Source organism: Geobacillus sp. FSL W8-0026 (assembly GCF_037966255.1).
Lineage (GTDB): Bacteria > Bacillota > Bacilli > Bacillales > Anoxybacillaceae > Geobacillus > Geobacillus icigianus.
Window position 1 is genome coordinate 3,408,835 of record NZ_CP150194.1, and the last position, 22,040, is coordinate 3,430,874.

19 protein-coding genes and 1 pseudogene are annotated in these 22,040 nt (G+C 50.4%); 5 read left to right on the forward strand and 15 right to left on the reverse strand.

Annotated features, from left to right (window positions below; translation table 11 throughout):
• Positions 1 to 9: 9 nt before the first annotated feature.
• From NST29_RS17045 to NST29_RS17100, 12 genes are all read right to left on the reverse strand, one after another.
• On the reverse strand, positions 10 to 1,953 hold the full coding sequence (locus NST29_RS17045; protein WP_033842912.1) for a BglG family transcription antiterminator: 1,944 nt from the start codon (positions 1,951 to 1,953) through the stop codon (positions 10 to 12).
• Between the two features lie 220 nt (positions 1,954 to 2,173).
• The gene (locus tag NST29_RS17050) at positions 2,174 to 3,145 is read right to left on the reverse strand and encodes a DUF1861 family protein (RefSeq protein ID WP_033018263.1); all 972 of its coding nucleotides are present in this window, start codon (positions 3,143 to 3,145) and stop codon (positions 2,174 to 2,176) included.
• Positions 3,146 to 3,414: 269 nt separating this feature from the next.
• On the reverse strand, positions 3,415 to 3,903 hold the full coding sequence (locus NST29_RS17055; protein ID WP_033018203.1) for a macro domain-containing protein: 489 nt from the start codon (positions 3,901 to 3,903) through the stop codon (positions 3,415 to 3,417).
• Positions 3,904 to 3,937: 34 nt separating this feature from the next.
• Complete coding sequence (locus NST29_RS17060; RefSeq protein ID WP_033018204.1) at positions 3,938 to 4,333, reverse strand: DUF488 domain-containing protein; 396 nt, start codon at positions 4,331 to 4,333, stop codon at positions 3,938 to 3,940.
• 21 nt (positions 4,334 to 4,354) lie between these two features.
• A complete protein-coding gene (locus NST29_RS17065) occupies positions 4,355 to 4,786 on the reverse strand; it encodes a hypothetical protein (protein WP_033018206.1) in 432 nt (143 codons plus the stop codon).
• A 2-nt stretch (positions 4,787 to 4,788) separates the two neighbouring features.
• Positions 4,789 to 6,102, reverse strand: a complete 1,314-nt coding sequence (locus NST29_RS17070; RefSeq protein ID WP_033018213.1) for an AAA family ATPase — start codon at positions 6,100 to 6,102, stop codon at positions 4,789 to 4,791.
• Between the two features lie 955 nt (positions 6,103 to 7,057).
• Entirely contained in the window at positions 7,058 to 7,942 is an 885-nt protein-coding gene (galU, locus tag NST29_RS17075; RefSeq protein WP_033018214.1) for a UTP--glucose-1-phosphate uridylyltransferase GalU, read from the reverse strand.
• A gap of 634 nt (positions 7,943 to 8,576) precedes the next feature.
• Complete coding sequence (locus NST29_RS17080) at positions 8,577 to 9,635, reverse strand: glycoside hydrolase family 130 protein (protein ID WP_339232501.1); 1,059 nt, start codon at positions 9,633 to 9,635, stop codon at positions 8,577 to 8,579.
• Between the two features lie 2 nt (positions 9,636 to 9,637).
• Entirely contained in the window at positions 9,638 to 10,585 is a 948-nt protein-coding gene (locus NST29_RS17085) for a DUF1861 family protein (protein ID WP_033842909.1), read from the reverse strand.
• Between the two features lie 40 nt (positions 10,586 to 10,625).
• Positions 10,626 to 11,456 carry a carbohydrate ABC transporter permease gene (locus tag NST29_RS17090; RefSeq protein ID WP_033018219.1) on the reverse strand — a complete coding sequence of 277 codons (831 nt, stop codon included), beginning with the start codon at positions 11,454 to 11,456 and terminating at the stop codon, positions 10,626 to 10,628.
• Positions 11,443 to 12,321: a sugar ABC transporter permease gene (locus NST29_RS17095; RefSeq protein WP_033018220.1), complete on the reverse strand. Its 879-nt coding sequence runs from the start codon at positions 12,319 to 12,321 to the stop codon at positions 11,443 to 11,445. The genes NST29_RS17090 and NST29_RS17095 overlap by 14 nt, the downstream gene beginning before the upstream one ends.
• Position 12,322: 1 nt before the next feature.
• Positions 12,323 to 13,648 (reverse strand): extracellular solute-binding protein, encoded by a 1,326-nt coding sequence (locus NST29_RS17100; protein WP_339232503.1) that lies wholly within the window; start codon positions 13,646 to 13,648, stop codon positions 12,323 to 12,325.
• 548 nt (positions 13,649 to 14,196) lie between these two features.
• On the opposite strand from NST29_RS17100, the gene NST29_RS17105 reads away from it, so the two are divergent.
• Both NST29_RS17105 and NST29_RS17110 read left to right on the forward strand, forming a co-directional pair.
• Complete coding sequence (locus NST29_RS17105; RefSeq protein ID WP_033842531.1) at positions 14,197 to 15,333, forward strand: IS110 family transposase; 1,137 nt, start codon at positions 14,197 to 14,199, stop codon at positions 15,331 to 15,333.
• Between the two features lie 512 nt (positions 15,334 to 15,845).
• Positions 15,846 to 16,859: a substrate-binding domain-containing protein gene (locus NST29_RS17110; protein ID WP_033018223.1), complete on the forward strand. Its 1,014-nt coding sequence runs from the start codon at positions 15,846 to 15,848 to the stop codon at positions 16,857 to 16,859.
• Between the two features lie 60 nt (positions 16,860 to 16,919).
• Here the strand turns inward: NST29_RS17110 and NST29_RS17115 are convergent, their stop codons facing one another.
• Positions 16,920 to 17,801, reverse strand: coding sequence for an Rpn family recombination-promoting nuclease/putative transposase (locus tag NST29_RS17115; RefSeq protein ID WP_033018224.1), 882 nt, complete (start codon positions 17,799 to 17,801; stop codon positions 16,920 to 16,922).
• Positions 17,802 to 17,984: 183 nt separating this feature from the next.
• On the reverse strand, positions 17,985 to 18,920 hold the full coding sequence (locus NST29_RS17120; protein ID WP_324699041.1) for a DMT family transporter: 936 nt from the start codon (positions 18,918 to 18,920) through the stop codon (positions 17,985 to 17,987).
• Between the two features lie 294 nt (positions 18,921 to 19,214).
• On the opposite strand from NST29_RS17120, the gene NST29_RS17125 reads away from it, so the two are divergent.
• From NST29_RS17125 to NST29_RS17135, 3 genes and pseudogenes are all read left to right on the forward strand, one after another.
• Entirely contained in the window at positions 19,215 to 19,688 is a 474-nt protein-coding gene (locus NST29_RS17125) for a hypothetical protein (protein ID WP_033018227.1), read from the forward strand.
• Between the two features lie 69 nt (positions 19,689 to 19,757).
• Positions 19,758 to 20,255, forward strand: coding sequence for a L,D-transpeptidase family protein (locus tag NST29_RS17130; protein WP_033018228.1), 498 nt, complete (start codon positions 19,758 to 19,760; stop codon positions 20,253 to 20,255).
• A gap of 263 nt (positions 20,256 to 20,518) precedes the next feature.
• Positions 20,519 to 20,662 (forward strand): annotated as a pseudogene (locus NST29_RS17135) (transcriptional regulator); the annotation flags it as partial.
• A gap of 328 nt (positions 20,663 to 20,990) precedes the next feature.
• Here the strand turns inward: NST29_RS17135 and NST29_RS17140 are convergent.
• Positions 20,991 to 21,983 (reverse strand): zinc-dependent alcohol dehydrogenase family protein, encoded by a 993-nt coding sequence (locus NST29_RS17140; RefSeq protein WP_033018230.1) that lies wholly within the window; start codon positions 21,981 to 21,983, stop codon positions 20,991 to 20,993.
• Positions 21,984 to 22,040 lie beyond the last annotated feature (57 nt).

Below are 22,040 nucleotides of genomic sequence, written 5' to 3' on the forward strand. Positions count from 1 at the left end.
TCTGTTCACTCAGTCCATGGCTTTCAAACACAAATGAAGCACCTTGAGCCATTGCTCACGGGTTGTCTCTTTCACTAGTTTTTGCACCATGTCCGGATGCTCGCTCAACCATGATAATTCCCGAAACAACTGTTTCGTCGACCCACGTTTTTCTTTTACAGCGAGCAAAAAGACGAGCTGAACGCTCTCTCCTCCCCAATCGAGCGGTTGTTTTAGCGTGGCGACAGCGATGGATGATTGCCGAATAAACCGCGGGTCGCCATGCGGAATGGCCATACCCGAACCGATGGTAGTAGCTGCTGTTTTTTCTCGAATGATCGCGCTATGAATATACTGCTCCTCTACGTAACCGAATTGATTCAGGGCGCTTGCCAATTCCTCAATCACCTCATATCGGTGTTCCTTTTCTAACTGAAGAACGATAACCCCTGACTGTAAAAAAGAAAAAAGCGCTAGTTGATCCGTCTTAGGGTCTTGATCGTAGCGGTATTTCAAAAAACGTTCAACCTTCTTAAGGTCGCTTTTCGGCAGGAGAGGAGAAATGACGATAACCGGCACACCACTGGTTGTTAAAGGTGCCGTAGATATAATAAGGTCAATACGCTGCTGCTGCACATAACGATCCACTTCCTCTTTCCTGACACTCCCAACAATATGCAAATCGCGAAAATGGCTCTCCAATTTCGTTTGAATCAGCTGCGACATGCCAATCCCGAGTTGGCAAACGATTAGGACATGTTGATGTTGTGCATTAACTTTTTTCAATCGTTCATAAGAAACCTGGAAGTGTAAAGCAAGATAAGCAGCCTCTTCTTCAGGAATCTTGTACGGAAGCTGGGAGTTCAGCTCAGTCACCGCAGCAATCACTCGATCAAACATATAAGGGTACGCTTTTTTAATCTCACTGACCATCGGATTCGAAATCGGCAACCCGTGAATCAAACGATGGAAAGCTGCCGCTGAATGGAGAAATAGTCCCTCTTTCAGTTCGTTGTCAAGCGCAAACTCAATTCCTGTTAAACGGGACATGCAATCAATCAAAGACTGGACAATAAAATGGATAGACTGCTCGTTCTCGAACAATATCCCCACTTCTTTGGACGGCGAGTATCGCAATTTAGCACTTAACAAGTGGATCGTTAACAAGGTAATTTCCTCTTCTGGAAAACGAAGAGCAAAATAGGGCTCTAATCGTTTTACAAACCCCACCATCCATGCATACTCATCTGTTTTTTGAATCCCGTCCTTGTTCGATACAGGGCCAATCGGCTTGTTCATTTTGATTCGTTTCAAGGCAATCAACGTATGAACTAACAGGCTTTCCCTCGTTTCATCTATCCATGTCATATGGTGCGGCACTTCGATCTCACTGAGCACGTTTTCAATCACCGATACTTCATGGGCAGGAAATTGCTTTTTCACAAAAGAGCGATTGGTGAAGGAACCGGCAAGTTCGCAAAGATTGGCGGCAGCGGCCCGTTTATTCCGTTCACTTCCATCGATGATCAGCCCCAATTTTTTCCTTAAAACGAGCCGCAACCCGTACTTTTCGAGCCATTGCTCCAGTTGATGCAGCTCTTTTTTTAGCACGCTCTTAGGCATGTAGTATCGATTGGCCAACGATTGCAAAGTGACATGACTCGTTCCAAGCAACAGCTCATAAGCCATTTCCATTAAACGATCTTCTTGGCTATCGATCAAGCGAGTTGTACTATATAACCGTTGGTATAATTTTTCCCGCTCCCCCTCATGAATGTGCAAGGTGACCCCAGTCCCAGGTTTTTTTTCTAAATACGCATTCGTATGCTGCAACAGATCAGACTCAATCACCTTCAAGTCATTCCGAATGGTTTTCTCCGAGCAGCCAATCACGTCAGCTAGGTGCTGGGTAGAAACATATTGGTTCGAATCCGATAATAAGATCCGTAAAATTTCTTTCTGGCGTTCGTTCATCGGATGTATTTCACCTCGTTGAGCTGTCGTAATGGTTGCTGAATAGATCACACCCGTTTCGGTCATTCCCATTCTACTATATTCCGAATCATTGGACGAATTACAGATTCAACAAATCGAAAAAGAAATCCGCCGGACAATATAGAAAAGGATCGGCTGGAAACAGCTCTCATGAAAGGTCTGCCCACTAATGCCGATCCTTTTTTTCTTCATCTTCCGTTTAGACAGAAGCATACATCCGATCAAGTTCTTGCGCCTCGTACTTGACAAACGGGTCGATCAAGGAAATTTTTTGTGCCTCGGCATCGCCGACACCGGCGTACAGCTCGGCGGTGCCGTCGCCTTTGCGGATCAAGCCGCCGCTGAAGACGACGTTCGTCAAATCCGGCCGCTTCGCCGGCCCATCCAAAAAGTGAGAGCGAAGCGCCAACAATTCCAGCTCGGAGCGCTCCATCGTCTCCGGATTCAATACGAACACCATCGGATAGTAATGGCGGTTGCCGTGCTCGTCAAAGCAGGCGATATGGCCGAGCGCCCCAACAAGCCCGTTGGCCAACAAATGCGCTTCATTCACACCGCCCCATTCCTCATCGGTGAATTGGGCGTCAAGCAGCGGAGCGGCTTCAATGACGTCCGGCGTCAAGTCATCGAGCGAAAAAATGCGGGTAAAGCCGATCTTTCCGCGTCCGCCCTTTTCCCCTTGCGGCCGGGTGAAAACGCCGATCGAGCCGTCTTTCAGCTCGACAAGCCGAATATCTTTCATCCCGTCCGGCCCCTGCGCGAACGGTTTCAGCCCCCGGATGTTCGGGCCGCGGTAAAAGACCGTCCGCCAACAATACTCGCCGTCGAACACCGGATGCGGAAACGTTTCCACCCCACCAAACACAAGCTGGCCGTGAATGCGCGCCACAAACGGATCTTGCAAGGCAAACACCGGCGCTCCTTCGCGCGGAATCCAAACCCCATCGCGCTCCACGAAAAAGTACACTTCCGACTGTTCGCTGTCCCGCGATTCAACGCGGCCAGCGATGACCAACTCGCCGTCATCTGCAAACGGCGCGGAAATATTATAAACGTCTCGATCCCCAACACCCGCAAAGCGCAATTTTTGCGGCTCAAACGGCTGTGGGGCCAAGCGGAATTCATCGACTAACACTTGACATGTCTTCAATGTCGGTGATTGGAACAGCATCATCATCCCTCCAGGCGTTGCCAAAAACGCCGTGCGCCTTGTTTTTGGCTGTTGTCCCTGAACAGGCTTGCGCAGGAAACGCTCGTTGACTTCCTTTTCCCCAATTCCCATTCATCGGACAGGAATGGCAGCGCCACCTCCTAGGCTAGACAAGGAAGTCCATGAAACTCGTTTGTGTGTTATATTATAATATGATATGGAGAATTGTGAAACCCGTTATTGTTTGCCAAAAAAGAAGGGCCAAGCGTTGTCAAGGCCCTTTTTCTTCCTTATTCATCTGGCTGAATGTGACGGATCAACGACTCATCGATGTCCACGACCACAAACTCCACATCCGTTACCGGCGCGAGCACCTCGACAAACAACCGCGCCACTTTTTCTTTGTCAAGACCCCCGACACCTGTCCCGAGCGCCGGAAGCGCCACCTTCTTGATCCCGTGCTCCCGGCAGTGCGCGACCAGCCGCTCGAGGCATTGGCGAACGATCGCATACGACGTCTCTCCTGCCGGCTGCTTCATCGTCACAAGATGAATCACGCCGCGAAACGGCAACGTTCCCGCTCCGGTCACATACAGATCGCCCGGCTGTGGATCTTGCGCCTGGCAGATGCGGATCGCCTCTTCCTCAATCACGCGTCCGCCCGCTCGGCGAATCGCCGCCGCCACCCCGCCGCCCATCGGCCCGATGCCGTTGGCGGCATTGCAAATGTACTCGATCCCTTCCACCTTCGTCAAATCGCCGACCATGGCGCGTATCACCGTTCATCCCTCCCGCCAAGGTTGATCGTTATCGTCATTCCATCTGTTCGCACCGCTTCCCATATGCTCCGTTATGGCCGCACCGATGCAAAAATTCCCGCAGCACAACAGCATGGTTATATCGCTCATCTTTCGCCGCATAAAGCAGCGTCACCGTTCCCGAAAGCGAAAGCAGCTCCTTCACCAACGCCTGCTTCGTCCCGTCTGTCGTAAGCTCCCACTCGTACCGCCTAGCAAACTCGGTAAACCGCTCGGGCCGATGGCCGAACCATTGCCGCAATTCCGAGCTTGGGGCGATCGCCTTCATCCATCGGTCAAGGTGCGCCTCGCTTTTCGCCACGCCCCGCGGCCAAAGGCGGTCAACGAGAATGCGGATGCCATCATCGCGTTCGGCCGGGGTATAAATCCGTTTTAGCCGGTAATCATCCATATCGTTTGCCTCTTTCCTGCCCTATACGTTTACCTCGTCCCACTTGGCCTTTACCACTAATGTCCCGCCCGTTCTCCTCAACATTTTTTCCAGCTTAATCAAATAAGTCGATTTCAAAGCGGGCGTCCTCACACGGGTAGTCACGATTCTCCCTTCGAATATATATCCAGGCAACCATTTCCCTAACTGTTCAATTGTTCGGGTGATCTGGTGTACGGCTTTCTCAAGGTCAGACCCTTTTAGTTCGATGAAAAATGCCCGATCTCCTTCTATCACTAAAAATAAAAAATCGCATTTTACCCCCTCTTTAAGCAGACAACCGTCTACACGGTACAGGGCCACCCTCTTTTCCTTCTTGTTGACGAAACGAACCCCTCTTCCGTTTTCCTCAACAACAGCTAATTTTCGATGGTCGCAATATTGCAAACAACTTTCCCATTCTACAACCCACATGTTTACTCCCCCGCTTCCTCCGCCTCCATGAGCTCATCAAGTACACGGTTGATCGCAGATGATGCTTCATCGATCGCTTCGGCCTGAATCAACCGTAATTCATCATCGATAATGCTTCGGTAGCGGAATCTCCCTCCCTCGCTCTCCAGCATGTAGGCCTTTAACCGCTCCGGAGAAAGGCGCAGCTTTCGGTCCACAATCGGATCGGCGCGTCGATCCAGCTTTTCTCCCATCTTGGCCGCGTACAAATAAATATTGAAAGCGGATAAAATATATGGGCTATGAGTCGTAATCACTAGCGTATTATCCGTCGCATTTAGCAATAATGCAAACAAGGCGACCATTTCTTTTTGCGCGCTCGGGTACAAGTGAGCCTCAGGCTCCTCAATAACCATAAACACTCGTCGCCGTTCCAAAATAACCGTGAATATAAGCAACAAAATCCACACTACTTCTTGTTGCCCTGAGGATGAAAATTTTAGCTTTGTATACTCTCTTTCATTAAAAAAGATTTTTTCTCCATGGTCAGAGAACATGTACTTTCCTTTCATCACCCGCTCAATAATATCAATGGCAAACCGAATCGCCTCAAAGTCAATTTTCTCTGTCGAAAATTTTTTCCGATCCTCGACAATTTCCTCAAACGATTGCGAAAACATCTTCTTCAGCAAGTTAATTCGTTCGATAAACTGTTCTGTCAAGACATCGAGTTGCCGTGGGTTAATATCTTGCAGCTGATCGGACAACGTCGCGACTAAACTTCTACCTGCCGGAATGAAGATCGATGTTTTCGAATCGCCAAATACTTCATCAATAGACGTTTTAATTGTTTCCACAACACTTTGTTGCCGCGCTTTCCAAGATGAGACATTCCAAAAATCAGTCAACAGCCGCTCTTGATATTGCGTCTCTTTTTTTAGCTGAATAACGTGCTTGAACGTCTCTAAAATCCCCTTTTTCAAGGAATCGCTAAAGTGGATTTGCACATAACCATCTTTCAAGTCAAGACGCACAAATTTTCCGTCACTATATTCATAACGAATGTGAAACGGTTTCATATGTTTTGTCGTTCCAAAGTAACCGACAAATTTTCTCCTAAGATATTTATTGAACTCAAAAAACGGGCTGTGCTCATCCGTTTGTCGGGACGAAAGCAAATAATTTACCCATTCATCCGGAATAGAGCGGAAGAAAAAAATCAGTTTGCTAATCGTACTTTTTCCGCTCGCTTGAGGACCAATCAAAATCGTTACATCGGTAATCTCCTCATCAAACAGCCCCACTGGCCCAAAATGCTCAATGCGAATGCGAGCCATACCTACCCTCCTCTTGCGGCCATTTTCGGTCTATATGATCGCCCCGCGTGTTAATGATCTTGAGAAAAAATACACCCGGAACTTGAAATCGTCGTTTTCCGAACATTGTTTTTCCCACTAAACAAATTGATACTCTTTAGCTCGTCCAATTGAATGCGCCAAATGTTTTTGAAATGTTCAATCTCAAACGCTCGAATCCTACCGAGTCCACCTGCCCTCTCCTTTTATATGGCAACGAATCCAATAAAGAACATTTGTTCTGATTTCATTGTAAACGTCCCATTTTCGCGGAACAACACGAACATTTCGACAAAAATTTCACGAAGCGAACACACGCCGGGCAATCGGTTTTTCCGTGCTGCTCCGACTTGTAAGGCCGCCATGCGTCAGAGCACACGGTTCACCGTACAAGCGGATGTTGCAATCCAGCCTAGAAGGGTGGTGATTTCGTGGAAAATACTGCTATTCCATCTATTTATCAGTTAGAAAAGCCTAACGAAATCAGCCTTCTTTTTTGGCGATATGTCGCTGATTTGCTCGTGGCAGCCGTTTTTCATCGCCCTCCTAGGAAGCCGGTGATTTCGTGCAAAATACTACTGATTTCACTCATTTCTCAATTAGAGAAGCGTTGCAGAATCAGTTTTCTTTTCTGAATGAAAGTGCGCTGATTGGTGTGTGCCAGCGGTTTTTCGCCCGCCATCTAGAAGGCCGGTGATTGAAGGGGGCAAGCCGCTGATCAAACCCGTTTCTCAAATGGATAAGCCTTGTCGCATCAGGAGCGCCTTTCAAACATCCCCATTGCTCAAGAGAAACAACCGTTTTTCACCAGCCTCCTAGAGGAGAGCGGCCAACGGACAACGAATAACGGTTTTTTTACTGTAGGCACCATATCGTCACTGGCCCCTATTTCCTGCCCGTAATAGCCGCAATTCCATGCACTAGCACCGATATTGAATTAGCTGACTGATCCCTTCGCCTCCGCTACAATCCGCTCCAAAAACGCAAGCAAATCGGCGCGCAACTCTTCATTTTGCAAGGCAAACTCGATCGTCGTTTCAATAAAGCCGAGCTTCTCTCCGACATCGTACCGTTTTCCCACAAACTCGTAGGCAAAGACACGTTGAATTTCGTTGAGCTGCCCGATCGCATCCGTGAGCTGAATCTCCCCACCTGCGCCAACTTCCTGTTTCTCTAAAAACAAGAAAATTTCCGGTGTCAACACGTATCGTCCGACGATCGCCAAATTCGACGGCGCCGTGCCCGGAGCGGGTTTTTCCACGAAGCGACGAACCTGGTAGCGGCGTCCTTGCTGCTCAAGCGGGTCGATGATCCCGTAGCGATGCGTTTCTTCCTCCGGCACGCGCTTGACGCCGATCACCGAACTGAACGTCTGTTCATACTGCTCAATGAGCTGTTTTAAACAAGGCGTTTCCGCTTGGACGATATCGTCACCTAACAGCACCGCAAACGGCTCGTCCCCGATGAAATTGCGCGCGCACCAAACCGCATGCCCCAGCCCTTTCGGCTCCTTTTGGCGAATGTAGTGGATGTCGACCTTCGACGGCTCTTTCACTTTCTCCAGCAGATCTAGCTTCCCTTTTTGCTTGAGAATCTGTTCCAACTCAAACGCGTAGTCAAAATGGTCCTCAATCGCCCGCTTCCCTTTCCCGGTGACGATGATAATGTCCTCAATGCCGGATGCCATCGCCTCTTCCACAATATATTGAATCGTCGGTTTATCGACGATCGGAAGCATCTCCTTTGGCATCGCCTTTGTCGCGGGCAAAAACCGCGTTCCAAGTCCTGCTGCCGGAATGATGGCTTTGCGCACCTTTTTCATTTCTGCTGTTCCTCCTCTATTCCACGATGATCAATCATTGGCACCCTATCTAGGCGGCCGGTGATTGAAGGGAGCAATCCGCTGATCAAACCCGTTTTTCAAATATAGAAAAGACTTGTCGCATCAGGATCGTCTTTCAAACGCTCCCCCATTGCTCAAAAGAAACAACCGTTTTTCACCAGCCATCTAGAAGCGCGGTGATGGTAAGAGAGTGCAGCTTACCAGCCCCGTTTCTCAAATAGAAAAACCCTGTAGCATCGGTATTTTCACAACTTCCCATCGATCAGGGGAAACAGCCGTTTTTCACCACCTCTCTAAGAGGCTGATGATTTCATCGTGTATACGGCTGTACAATATCATTTCTCCATGAGAAAAACTTTGTTGCATCAATCCTGTTTTTCACTCATTCTCGCCTTGATGAAGGGAATCAGCGCCTTTTCACCGACCTTCTAGAACTATATCCTTCGATGTTCACATCGATGTACCATTTGTATAGTGAACAATTGCGTTGTTTTTATTATACCAAATCCTGTGGAATGGAAAAGAAACGAAACTGTTGCGCCAACCCAAAAAGAAACGCCCGGCCGTTCGGGCGTTTCCATTCTGGCATCGCCACCGGCGGGCAACTTTACGATTATACTTTCACAAGCGAATCCAAAATCTCACCGAGCTTCAGCTCGACGCACGCCATCGACGTATCGGCGGCGCCGTAATACATTTTCACGACATCGCCCTCAACGAGCGCTCCGCACGAGAACACGACGCGCCCGAAAAAGCCGTTCACTTCGTAATCGGCCTCCGGCTCGACGAGCGGCCGCTCCGAGCGGGCGAGAACGTTCGATGGATCGTTCAAATCGAGGAGCACCGCGCCCATGCAGTAGCGGTGGTCTTCCGACGCCCCGTGGTACAGCTCAAGCCAGCCGTGCTCCGTCTTGATCGGCACCGCCCCGCCGCCGATGCGGGCGCTGTCCCATTTTCCTTCCCGCAAACCGAACAAAAAGCGGTGGTTCCCCCAGTAGCGCAAATTGTCCGACTCCGCGATCCACACCTCAGGGCGGCCGTTGCTTCTTGGCACCGGCCGATGAAGGGCGTAATACTTGCCGTTGATCTTCTCCGGAAAAATGAGCACATCTTTGTTTTCCGGCGCGAAGATCATGCCGTGATGCACAACCGTCCGGAAATCCGTCGTTGACACCATCGCTTCGCCAACCCCTTTCGGCGACACGGCGCTAAAATAAATGTAATACGTCCCGTCAATGCACGTAATGCGCGGGTCTTCCACCCCGAATGTCTCTAATTCATTCGAAGGATAAATAAACGGCCGATCCTCAATCGCAAACCGTCGCCCATCTTGACTGCGGGCGAGGCGCAAATAGGAAAGCGACGTCAAATACAAAAACCGCTCCGACCCTGCCTCTTTAATGACCCTCGGGTCGGAAAAATCATAGCGCGGGTCATCCTTGCGGAACTCGTAAACATCGACCTTCCCCGTCCGTGGATTCCACACCGGCGCCTTCACCACGTTCGGGTCATCCGAAACCGGCCGCTCAGCCACCCGCAGCAGCAGCAACACTTCCCCTTGAAATTTCGCCACCCCAGCGTTAAACGCCCCGATCACTTCAAATCCGTCATGGTACGGCGGCACATCGTTCGGTGTAATCAGCGGGTTTTCTTCGTAGCGGTAAAGGTGCATCGTCACCCCTGCCTTTCGTATTTCGAAAATGGATCAACAATCGTTAGTTTTTGCGCTTCTGCGTCACTTGTTCCAGCATAAAAATCGGCCGTGCCATCCTCTTTGCGAATCAGTCCACCGCTAAACACCACATCCGCCAAATCCGGCCGCTTCGCCGGGCCGTCGAGGAAATGGGCTCTGGTGGCAATCAACTCCATGTCCGACGCTTCCCCGGTATCCGGATTGAACGCAAACACCATGGGATAATAATGACGGTTCCTCTCCTCATCAAAGCAGGCAATATGCCCGAGAACGCCGACCAACCCATTGGCAAGCAAATGAATTTCATTGGCGCCTCCCCATTCCCCGTCCGCAAACTGGCCATCAATCAACGGGGCGTCTTGAATCGCTTCGACCGTCAGTTCCTCAAGCGAGCCGACACGGGTGAATCCGATTTTTCCGCGTCCGCCTTTTTTCCCTTGCGGACGGGTGAAAACCCCGACCGATCCATCCTGCAGCTCGACAAGACGGATGTCTTTCATCCCATCAGGCCCCGTAAAGAACGGCGTCAAATCATGGAGCGTCGTTCCTCGGTAAAACACCGTCCGCCAATACAACATCCCGCGCAACACAGGATGAGGAAACGCCTCCACACCGCCAAACACCAAATGCCCGTGCACCCGCGAAACAAACGGATCCTGCAGCGCAAACACCGGCGCCCCTTCCCGCGGCACCCATGTCCCTTCACGCTCGACGAAAAAGTATACTTCGGATTGCTCACTGTCTCTTGCTTCCACCCGTCCAGCAATGACCCGTTCGCCACCGTCTGCAAACGGCGCAGAAATGTTGTACACATCCCGCCCGCCAACGCCGGCAAACACGAGTTTCTCCACCCGCAGCGGCTGCGGTGCGCGCTGGAATTCCTCAAGCAATGTCTTGCATGCTTTCCTTGTCGGCGTCCTTGTCTGCATCACGTCTCTCCCTGCTCCCTCTTCCATCATGATCGTTCTATTATTTTAATATGAACTGCATGCCCTCTTTAAAATTCTTGCTAAACAAAAGGAACAAAATCAAAATCGGCAGCGTGAGAAGCACCGAGGCAGCGTACATCGGCCCCGGATAGCCGCCGTACGGTCCAAACATTTGCGCCAACAATACGTTTAACGTCAGCATCTTTTCGTTATTCACAACAAGCATATCCCAAAGCAGTTCCACCCATCGTTCCATAAAAAGGAACAAGAAAATGATCGTCGTGATCGAGCGCGACATTGGCCAGACAATGCGGCGAATAATGGTGAAATGGCCCGCTCCATCCATCTTGGCCGCTTCGATCAATTCATCGGGAATGCTGCGGAAAAAGTTCGTATACATAAAGATGGCCCACAAGTTGACAGCCTTTGGCAAAATCATCGCCCAATACGTGTTGTACCAACCGAAATACCGGACGATCAGAAACAACGGAATGAGCAAAATGATCGACGGATAAAACATTTGAAACAAAATGGCGTTATTGACCCACTGCCTCCCTTTAAACGGCACTTTCGACAACGCGTAGCCCACCATCACCGCCGTCACCAACATCAACAGCGTTGACGCCGATGTGACGAGCACACTGTTGAAAAACGCCCGAAGCCACGGCCGCGGCACGACATCTTCTCCCCCTTGAAACAGCCATTCATACGAGCGAAGCGTCAACGACGACGGGATGAGCTTTCGGTCGACCTCATTCCATGGGGAAAGCGAGCCGAGCACCATGTACAAATACGGAAACACCATCACGAACAGAACGGCAAACGCCAACACATAAAGCAGCCCAACCTTCCATCGTTTACTCCCAACCATGTTTGCCACCCCATTTTTCCAACACCTTGCGAAAGACGAAAATCGACGCAAAGGTGACGATCGAATTGATGATCGCGACCGCGGTTCCGTAACCCGCATTCAATTTTTCAAACGCCTGATTGTAAATCTCCAGCTGCCACGTATGGGTCGCATACTCCGGCCCACCACCTGTCAGCACATACGGTTCGGTGAAAATGCCAAACATCAAACCAACCGCCAAAATCGTCACCGTATAAAACGAAGGATACAACATCGGAATCGTCACGTGCCAAACCCGCTTCCAGCCAACCGCGCCATCGATTTCCGCCGCTTCATACACTTCTTTCGGGATGCTTTCCAAGCCGGCCAAAAACAACAGCGCATAATATCCGACAAACTTCCAAGCCATCATAAGCGCAATGACGAGCGGTGCTAAGATGGGCGAGCCGAGCCAGTCAACATCCCAGCCCAACGCGTTCCGCAAAAATTGATTCAATGGGCTGTTGTAGGAAATGACTCCTTTGACGACAATCGATGACGCCACCCCCGACGCCAAATACGGCAGAAAATATCCGACGGCAAACAGCCCTTTCCACCGAGGCAGATGGTGAATGATCAGCGCCAAAAACAGCGAGCCGGCGATGACGATCGGTACAAACATCAACATAAACTTGTATGTCACCCAAAACGCGGCCCGCACGCTCGGGCTGAAGAAGGCGTCAAGGAAGTTTTGCATTCCCACCGTCTCATACTCGGGAGAAATTAAGTTCCAGTTCGTAAAAGCGAGAAATAACGCCCAAAACAGGGGGATCAAAAAGAAAATAGCGGAATAGATAAGGTATGGGCTGGCGAGCAGCCAACCCATTTTTGCCGCATGTTTATTCATGTTATTTTAACACCCCATTGATCGCTTTTTCCATGTCCTCCCACGCTTTTTCTGGGGTTTTCTCGCCTTTGACGACCGGGTTCAACGCTTCTTTGCCGATCAGCTCTTGAAGCTCAACCATTTTGGCGTTATCCATCGGCGGGATGGCATTCGGAATGTTTTCCGCATACAATTTCAGCTGCGGATGCTCCTCAAAATAGGAGACAAACGCCTTGTTCGTCGACAAGTCGTCCCGCGCTGGTGGCAAATTCGTTTCTTTCAGCCATTCCAAATCGTTTTGCGGATCGGCATACACCCACTTAACGAAATCGAACGCGGCTTGTTGCTGTTCTTTTGTCGCCGAAGCATAAATGACCAGCCCTTTTGTATCGGCGAACGTTTTCGCCTGCGACGGGTCCATGCCATCAGGCACCGGCGGCATCGACAACACGTATTTCTCATTAAACTTCATTTCTGGAAACTTCTCGGCCCAATACGGGAACGTCCACGGACCTAAATCGGACATCACCGACACACCGCTTTCAAACGGGTCTTTCGTCTCTTTCGTCAACACGAGCTTGTTCTTGCTTAAATCAGCGAAAAACTGGAGCGTCTTCACACCCGCATCACGATCCGCACTCAACTTGTTCCCATCGATGAAATGCGCCCCACTCGACGCCGCATTGTAAATCATGAAGAAGTCAAACCATCTCGCCCACCACGTTGGTTTGACCAAGTCGGCTCTTGCCCATAGAAACTTGTTTGGATATTTTTCCTTGAGCTTTTTGCCGACTTCCATGACTTCGCTGTATGTTTTGGGCGGAGCGTTATACCCCAACTCTTTTAGAATATCGATTCGCCAACCGAACAGCATGGCGTTGGAGTAAATCGGCAGCACATATTGATGGCCATCGGCGAACTTCCATGTTGAAATCGTGCTTTTCATTTGCCGTTTGTCGATTAAATCATCAAACCCTTCAAATTGATCCAGCGGCACAATCGCCCGGCTGTCCGCCAATTGGGCGGCAAACCCACGGGAGATGTTTTCGGAAATGACCGGCGCATTTCCTGCGGCAATCGCCGACTGAATGCCCGCCTCCGAAGAAGGGCTTTCCGGCATCGGCGATACTTTGATTTTCACGTTTTGATGCTCTTTCATATAGCGATCCGCCATCTTCTTCCAGAATGCTTGCTGCGTCGGATTCGGCGCCGCCCAAAAATCAATTTGTACGGTCGATCCTTCCTTCTTCTGTCCTTGTTCATTCCCGGTCTGTCCTTGACAGCCTGTTCCGATCACCGCAGCGGCAAGCAACAACGAAGCCAGTTTGAACCACTTGCGCTTTTTCATCTTCCATTCCCCCCTTGGATTGATAAATAGACTTAAAAACGCTTACACAAACAGCCGCTTCAGACAATCTCTCCCCATGACAAATCATAGCGACAGACAAACCTGTCAACTAAAAATGAATATTTGTAACTGTGTTTTATAACATTACAATTACATTATTTCACGATTCCACGAAATAGTCAACTTCTTTTTTACAGAAAAGATCCATGGGGCAACCTTTTGTCCGCCACCCAGTCATGAAAATCGCAACTCACCGGCGTGCGATTTTCACGGAAAAGATCCATGGGCAACGTTTTGCCCTCCACCCAGGGATGAAAATCCCCCTTTTCTTCCCATAATGAAGAATAGGCGCAAACAGTTCAACAGGACGTTATGCTTAATGGTGGCTTAGACCCTGTACGGAAAAGTGTTTGAATCCACTGGGTGCACCACCCATTGTCCGCCCTTTCCTGTGATAGAGGAAAGGTGACGACGAACGGAAAACTGCCGCATTTCTCCCGTGGATTCGCTGTTTGCGCACTCGATCATCGAAAAGGAGGATTTTCATCATGGATGTCATCTATCCTCGCTGCGCAGGATTGGATGTTCATGCCGAAACCATCGTCGCCTGCGCGCTATGGGAAGAAGATGGACACATTCAAAAGGACATTCAAACCTTCTCCACGTTCTCGAAAGGACTTGGCGACCTGCTTGAGTGGCTCGAAGAACATGGCGTTACCCATGTCGCCATGGAATCCACCGGCGTGTATTGGAAACCGGTCTTTGCCTTCCTCGAGGGCTATGTCGACTTGACACTGGCCAATCCGCAGCGGATCAAAAATGTCCCGGGAAGAAAAACCGATGTCTCTGACGCCGAGTGGATCGCCAAGCTGCTCCGCCATGGACTCATTGAAAAAAGTTTCGTCCCCCCAGCGGATATTCGCGAATTGCGGGATTTTACCCGCCTCCGCAAAAAGTGGGTCGGACAGTTGAGTTCAGAGAAAAACCGGATTCAAAAAGTGCTGGAGTCTTCCAATGTCAAACTGGGCTCCGTCCTCTCGGATCTCTTCGGCGTTTCCGGACGAAACATCCTTGCCCGGCTGCTCGAGAAGGGATACGTGGACAAGGACGAGCTGGATCAATGCCTGCGCGGCAGGCTCAAAACGAAAAAGCAGGCGGTGTATGATTCGCTGCTGGGCACCTTGACCGAACACGAGCTCCGTCTCCTTCGCCTCTTGTGGAAACACGTGGAGGAATTGGAGCAGTTAATCGAAGAAGTCGACCAGCACATCGACCGCCTGCTCGAGCCGTATCGGGAGGAAGTGGACTTACTGATGACCATGCCTGGAATCAAAAAACAAACCGCCGCCGTCATCATCGCCGAGATGGGAACCGACATGAGCGTCTTTGAAACGCCGGAACGGGTGGCTTCATGGACGGGGTTGTCCCCCGGCAACCATGAAAGCGCCGGAAAGCGAAAGAGCACGCGTACGACTAAAGGCAATCCCCATCTTCGATCAGCGTTATGCGAGGCGGCATGGTCAGCAGCTCGATCCAAGACACATCCCTTGTCCCGAAAATTTTGGTCGTTGGCGGCCCGATGCGGGAAGAAAAAAGCCCTCATCGCCACGGCTCGACGAATGTTGGTGATCATCTTTTGCATGATCTCCCGCAAAGAGTCGTTCCGCCAACCACAACTTATCTAGTATAGCCAACAGGCAGCCAGATCATACGAGATGTCCGAAAATCGGGCACCTCTGCTTTCCTATTGCCTTCTTTGGCCATTTTCAGTATACCCGCACGGATCAGGAGCGTATACAGCACTCACCCAGTGGTGGGGATTTTCACGGAAAAGATCCATGGGCAGCACGATCTGCCCTCCATCCGGGGATGAAAATCACCGCTCGCCGGCGTGGGATGTTCATAGAAAGGACAAGAAAAAACCATGATTTTAGACGCCATTCATCAACTTGACAAACAAAAATTGTAACGTTACAATATCATTCCGAATATATTTGCTTCGAGAGCTTGAATGTCTTTCGTTTTTACAAGGGATATACTTGAACTAGAGAAAGCAAGCAAACGCTGCGAAAGGGGAGCCAACCTTCCAGATTTCGATGTATACTTGAATGATGGAAAGCGAAAAACCATAACGGCCGTCCTTGTCGACGCCTCAAATCACCGAAGGGCAAAAATAGCGAATCAGTGGAGGTAACGAATGAAAAAACGCATCACCATGCAAGACATCGCCGATCGGCTGAACATTTCCAAAAACTCGGTCTCTCAAGCGCTGCGCGGCAAAGAAGGGGTCAGCGAAGAAACGAGGGAGCTTGTGAAGCGTGTAGCCAAAGAAATGGGATATGAATATCCCGCCTCCCGCGCGAAGTCGCGCGGCAAACCGCCAAAGCAAATCGCTCTCATCGCCTCGGACCGCACGTTTTCGCTGAAATTTTTTGGCGAAATCTACTTAAGCATTGAACAGGAAGCACTATCACACGGCATGAGGCTGCACATCCAATCGGTCAATGAACAACAAAAACAGCGACTCCTGCTGCCTTCGTTCATTGAAGAAAAGGTCGTGGACGGCATCATCGTCCTTTCTCACATCAGCACCGAGTACATTCAACAAATCGTCGCCACTGGCATCCCGACCGTCCTGGTCGACCATCACCACCCGAACATTTCCGCTGACGCGGTGCTGACCAACAATCGGTTCGGGGCGTATGTGGCCGTCCAACATTTGTTGGAGCTCAACCATACCGACATTGCGTTTGTCGGCGACGTCAACTATTCGCCAAGCTATCAAGAGCGGTATGAAGGGTACTTATTGGCGCTGAACGACTATGGAGTGAAACCAAACGAGGAGTGGATGTTCTGTCAGGCGCAAGAGGACGAAACGGTCATCGCAGGCTACATCCGCGACCTGAAGCAGCAGCCGACCGCCTGGTTTTGCGTCAATGACGGGCTTGGCTTTTTCGTCAGCACCAGCCTGCAGCAATACGGGCTAAAAGTGCCCGATGACGTTTCCGTCTGCAGCTTTGACAACGGACAGCTGTCGCAAATCGCGACGCCGAAAATCACGACCGTCGACATCGACCTGAAGCGCTACGGCAAACGAGCGGTGGAATTGTTGCTATGGCGGTGGGACCATCCGAACGAACCATTTCAGGAAGTGCTATTGTCTACGAAACTGATCAAACGGGAATCCACAGCAGCGAAACCAAAGCGCTAGGGCGGGGCTGGCCTTTCGCCCCGCCTGTTTGCCAAGCAGCGTGCGGCGATTCCTTTCCATTCACTTGGAGCCGCCTTGTTTCATTTCCTCAATCTCCGCCACAGACAATCCGGTCAGCTCGTGAATCGTTTGCGCATCAAACCCTTTCCGCAGCATCCGTTTCGCAATGTGCCGTTTTTCTTGCGCCGCTCCCTCTTTGCGTCCTTCCTCCCGTCCTTGAATTTTTCCCCTTTGCTCATATGAGATGATCAATTCCAGCACGCGTTCTTTTTCTTTCGTCTCCATTTGTTCCACCTCGCTTCGGAGCCGTTGTTCTTCTTCATCGGACAGCTTCACATACGTTTCAAAAAAACCTATCAACAGACGCTGTTTGGCCTCGTCTAGCTCGAGACGCACCAACATGCGCAAAAATTGCTTTTTCAGTTCCACTCGTTCACTTTCAGTATACCCCATTTTGCTAAGCAGCGCAGCCGCCACCGGGTTGTCGGTGCGGATGAATTGGCGCCAGTTTTGCTTAGGCAACTCCACATGGAAAAAGCGAAAGTCAAGCACATCGCCAAACGGAAAGGAGAGCGTGAACGAGGAGGGTTCGTCTCGGATGGCATCATAGCTGAAGACGGCAATCGGAATGATCGGAGCGCGGTATTTTTCAAACAAGCGGCTGAAATAAAGAAACATTCGCTCGGGAAACGACGATTGGATGTACGCTTGGTTTTCCACATGAACAATGATCCATCCGTCTTCCCCTTTGAACTTCGTTTTCGCCAGCAAGTCTACCCGGTACTTCTCCCCAGCCGTTACATCCGTAAACAGCTCTTCGGACAAAAACGACAAATGGTTGAAATCGATATGCTCGTGCATATCCGGGAAGAAGAGAAGCACAAATTCCTCAAAAAACGTCTGCAACAGCTCTTTGAACAGCCGGTCGTGATCGATCGCCATACATTCACCTCACAAGAATACGTTTCGTATTCTCTTTTTCGTCATCGTCCGGCAAAATCCTGCCCATGGTAAAAAAATGGCCGTCCCTTTTCGAGAAGAGACAGCCAAACACCAAACCCCTATCTGCTTCTGACAACACGAACGTTTCCTCCTTGCGCGCATGGGGTCAATACGGGGAGCGCGCTACCCCAGCCCCGCCTTTCTTCCCCCAGCCGCAACTTTCGCTCGGCGGAAACGGGCGACGACGTCATCCATCCCCCCGCTGCCCAGCATCACGCCCGCGACGATGAAGAGAAAACCGGCCAGCTGCATCCATGAAACCGGCTCGCCAAGCAGCCAATGCGCCCCCAGCAGCGAAAAGAGTGGATTCAAGTTGATGAACACCGCCGACTCGGCCGGGCCAAGGTGTTGCACAGCCTGATTGTAAAACATATGGCCGAGCGCCGTCGCCACGACCGCTGAAGCGAGGAAAATGAGCCAAAGCGGCAGCGTGCCTGTTTTCAAACTCGACAAGCCATGCGGTTCAAGCGCGAAACTTAGGACAAACAGCCAAAGCGACCCGAAGACAAGCATCCACCCTGTCATCACCCGCGCCTCAACCGTCGCCTTTTTGATCAGAATAAAGCTGATTCCTTGCGCCAAGACAGCCAAAAAGACGTACACATCGCCGATTGACAAATGGCCGAGGCCGCCGTCGCCGTTCGCGACGACAAACACAACCCCAAAAAACCCAAGCGCGATGCCGAGCAACCGAAACGGCGTCGGCCGCTGGCCTAAACACACGATCGCCAACAGCGCCGTCACCAGCGGCACGAGCCCTAAAACAAGACCCGCATTCACCGCCGTTGTGTTCCTCAGGCCCAACGCAAGAAAAAAGTGGTGAGCGACGACACTAAACATGGCGGCCAAACCGATCTGTTTCGCTTCATTCCAGCCGATTTTTTCAAGCCGCCCGATCCCCCATAAAAACAAAAGCACAACCAACCCCGCCGTGAAAATTCTAAACGCCGTCAAGGTCACCGGGGAAAAATGCTCCACAAGAATTTTCAACGCCGTCACGTTCAATCCCCAAGCAACCATGATCCCAACCAGCAGCGCATAAATGAATGATTTCCTCATCACTCTCTACCTCTCCTGCCTGTTCGATGTTCCCGGGAACGCCAAAGGAAAAACGGAGCTCTAACCGCTCCGCCTTTCCGCCTGCTTCCCAATCAGACCAACCGCCGTTTCTCACGCCCGTGCATCATTTCCAACCACTCCTGCCATCCATTTTACTACAGTCTGATGAATGTTTTAACTAAAACATGCGGCCGTATGTCTATCCTGCGGCACAGGTTATGGCGCTTCCCCTTTTCCCCGCCCATATCCGCCGCCCATCGTGCATATTGTATAACAGAGAGGGGAGGAGACTCGATGTTCTCACGCTACCGCCAAAAAACGATCCGAGCCAAGACGGGGGTGGCGGTTCTCGCTGCCGTCGCCGTGTTGGTGGCGATTTTGTCTCTGTTTCTTTCAAGCGAACGGAACGAGGCAAAAGAAATCGTTGATACGTTTTACCGCTACGAACAGGCAGGAGACTTCGGCAGCTCTTGGGAGCTGTTTCACCCGCTCATGAAAACGAAATTCCCAAAAGACGTCTACATCCAGCGCCGCGCCCACGTCTTTATGCAAGACTTCGGCGCCGAAACGTTCGAATACCGCCTTGACGAAGTGGAACACTTGTCTTCTTGGTCGATGTCAGACAAACAAAAACCGTTCCAAGACGTCTACCGCATCCGCGTCATCCAGACGTTTTATAGCGTGTTTGGCGTGTTTGAACTCCATCAAGACGTGTTTGTCGCGAAGAAGAATGGGAAATGGGGGATCGTATTTTCTTACAATTCATAAACCACCGTAGTTCTTCATTAACTGCTATCATGGCACTTCTCCAGCGAGCGAGAAAGGAGTGAAATGGAAATGTATCAACATATCGTCAAACGCGGGGAAACAATCGCATCCATCGCCAGAGACTACCGCACGTCCGTCGCGGCGCTGCTTCGCGCCAACGGCCTTACCGCCTCGTCCGTCATCGTTCCCGGCCAAGCGATCCTCATCCCCCACCTTCCGGCCAAAGGCTCGATTCCGTATACGATCCATGTATCGATCAGCCGCCGCCAACTCACCTTAAAGTATCGGGGAAGAACGATCCGCACCTACCCAATCGGCGTCGGCAAAATGATCACCGCCACCCCCGTCGGCGACTTTGTCATCGTCAACCGTCAGCCAAACCCAGGCGGACCGTTCGGCGCGATGTGGCTCAGCTTATCGAAAATCCATTACGGCATCCACGGCACGAACAACCCGTCCTCAATCGGCAAATACGTATCCAAAGGCTGCATCCGCATGCACAACAAAGACGTGCTCGAACTCGCCTCGATCGTCCCGAACGGAACGGAAGTGTTCATTCGGACGTGAGGATTAAAACCAATCGTCATTCGTTATGACAGCTTGGTTGACCAAGCATCCGCTGAAGAGAAACCATTCGATCTGCGAAAGAAATCCTTTTTGGACCATCTTCGATTTTCAGGACGACGGCCGTTGATCCCGAACGGACAACGCGGTTCCGTTCGGGCGGAAGATCACAACCAATCGAACAGACGGTAAACAAGTGAAGTTGAGACGATGGGGGGCGGGATTTCCCTTCACACCAAGGACATTTTGTTTAAGCGGTGAAGAACCAAGAAAAAGAACTAGCGGTAAAACAAAAGGCCTTTGCAATCGCCAAAAACCTCCTCAATGTCTTGACCATTCACGAAGTGGCGAAACGAACCGGGCTGACCGCCGCCGAAGTTGCCGACATCTCTAGGAGGCCGGTGATGTAATGCAAAATACTGCTGATTCCACCCATTTCTCAATTAGAGAAACCTCGTAGAATCAACTTTCTTTTCTGAATGAAAATACCGCCGATTCGTGTGTGACAGCGGTTTTTCACGGGCCTTCTAGGGCAATGGACAACGATCCGTCGCCGATCCAATAGCGCCAAAGAGTCACAAGATAGCCCCCTAAAAAAGAGCTTCAAACAAAACTCAGATATATTAGCCCAACAGCAAGCTCAAAAGCTGTCTGCGTTTCTCTATTCTAACGAAGATCCATTCGAACCCGCGACATCTCCGACCAAGCGTTAGGCAAAGAAAACACCAAAAACCATTTTTAGGGACTCGTCAAAAAGATTTTCCCTTTATTGAATGGTGCCGATTCGACTGCACGGATAGCTTTCGTTATATCATGCAACGAATAATAGGAAGCAGGCGTCATCAACTGCAACTTCTTTTCATGTATAAGAGCGATTAAACGACAGAAAACGTTTTGCCAAGTTTGTACGGATGCTTGTTGATTCCAATGGCGAAGATGAAACAGTTTTACATGGACTTTCGCCTTTTGCGACACTTCTCGCCCATTCACAGGGGTGCCTGATAAAAGGCCTATCGTTAATAATACTCCTTCAGGACGAACGCAAAAGGCTAGTTCAGCGCCGTCCGCTCCGCCGATGGAATCAATGGCAGCACTTGCCCCCAATCCATTTGTAAGTTCCATTACCATTCTATATAACGATGTATTCGATGTATCAACCACATCAGAAGCACCGAGGTCAAGGAGTTCTTTTGTATGATGCTCGTTTCTTGTCACCGCGATCAAGCGAAATCCGAGAACTTTTGAGAGCTGGGCAAAAATCCGCCCAATCGAAGAGCCGCAAGCATTGACTAATAAAATATCCCCCGGTTGCAGTCTTAATACTTCGGTGCAAACGACCCACGCAGTAACCGGATTGATATAAAGTTGTGCGGCAGTACCATTATTGATAGAATTAGGGATTACGACAGCGAACTCTGCCGGCGTTTTGACATACTCCTGCCACGTACCTTCCCCGCGGAGCGGAAGGACACGCTTACCAATCAAGTCTTGGGAAACGGAAGGACCCACGTCTTCGACAATCCCTACCCCTTCATATCCAGGAATCGCAGGCAAGGAAATGCGGTGAGAGTAAACTCCTTTGATTGGTAGCAAGTCCGACGGATTGATGGGTCTCGCTTGCATGCGAACAAGCACTTCTCCATTCTCCGGTGGACAAATATGTTTATGTTCCAACTTTAATACGTTTTCAGGACTGCCAAATTCATAGAAACGAATACATGTTGCCCGCAAATGACAACCCTCCTTTAATCAGACGTTACTCCAAGTATATAAGAGAAACACAGAACG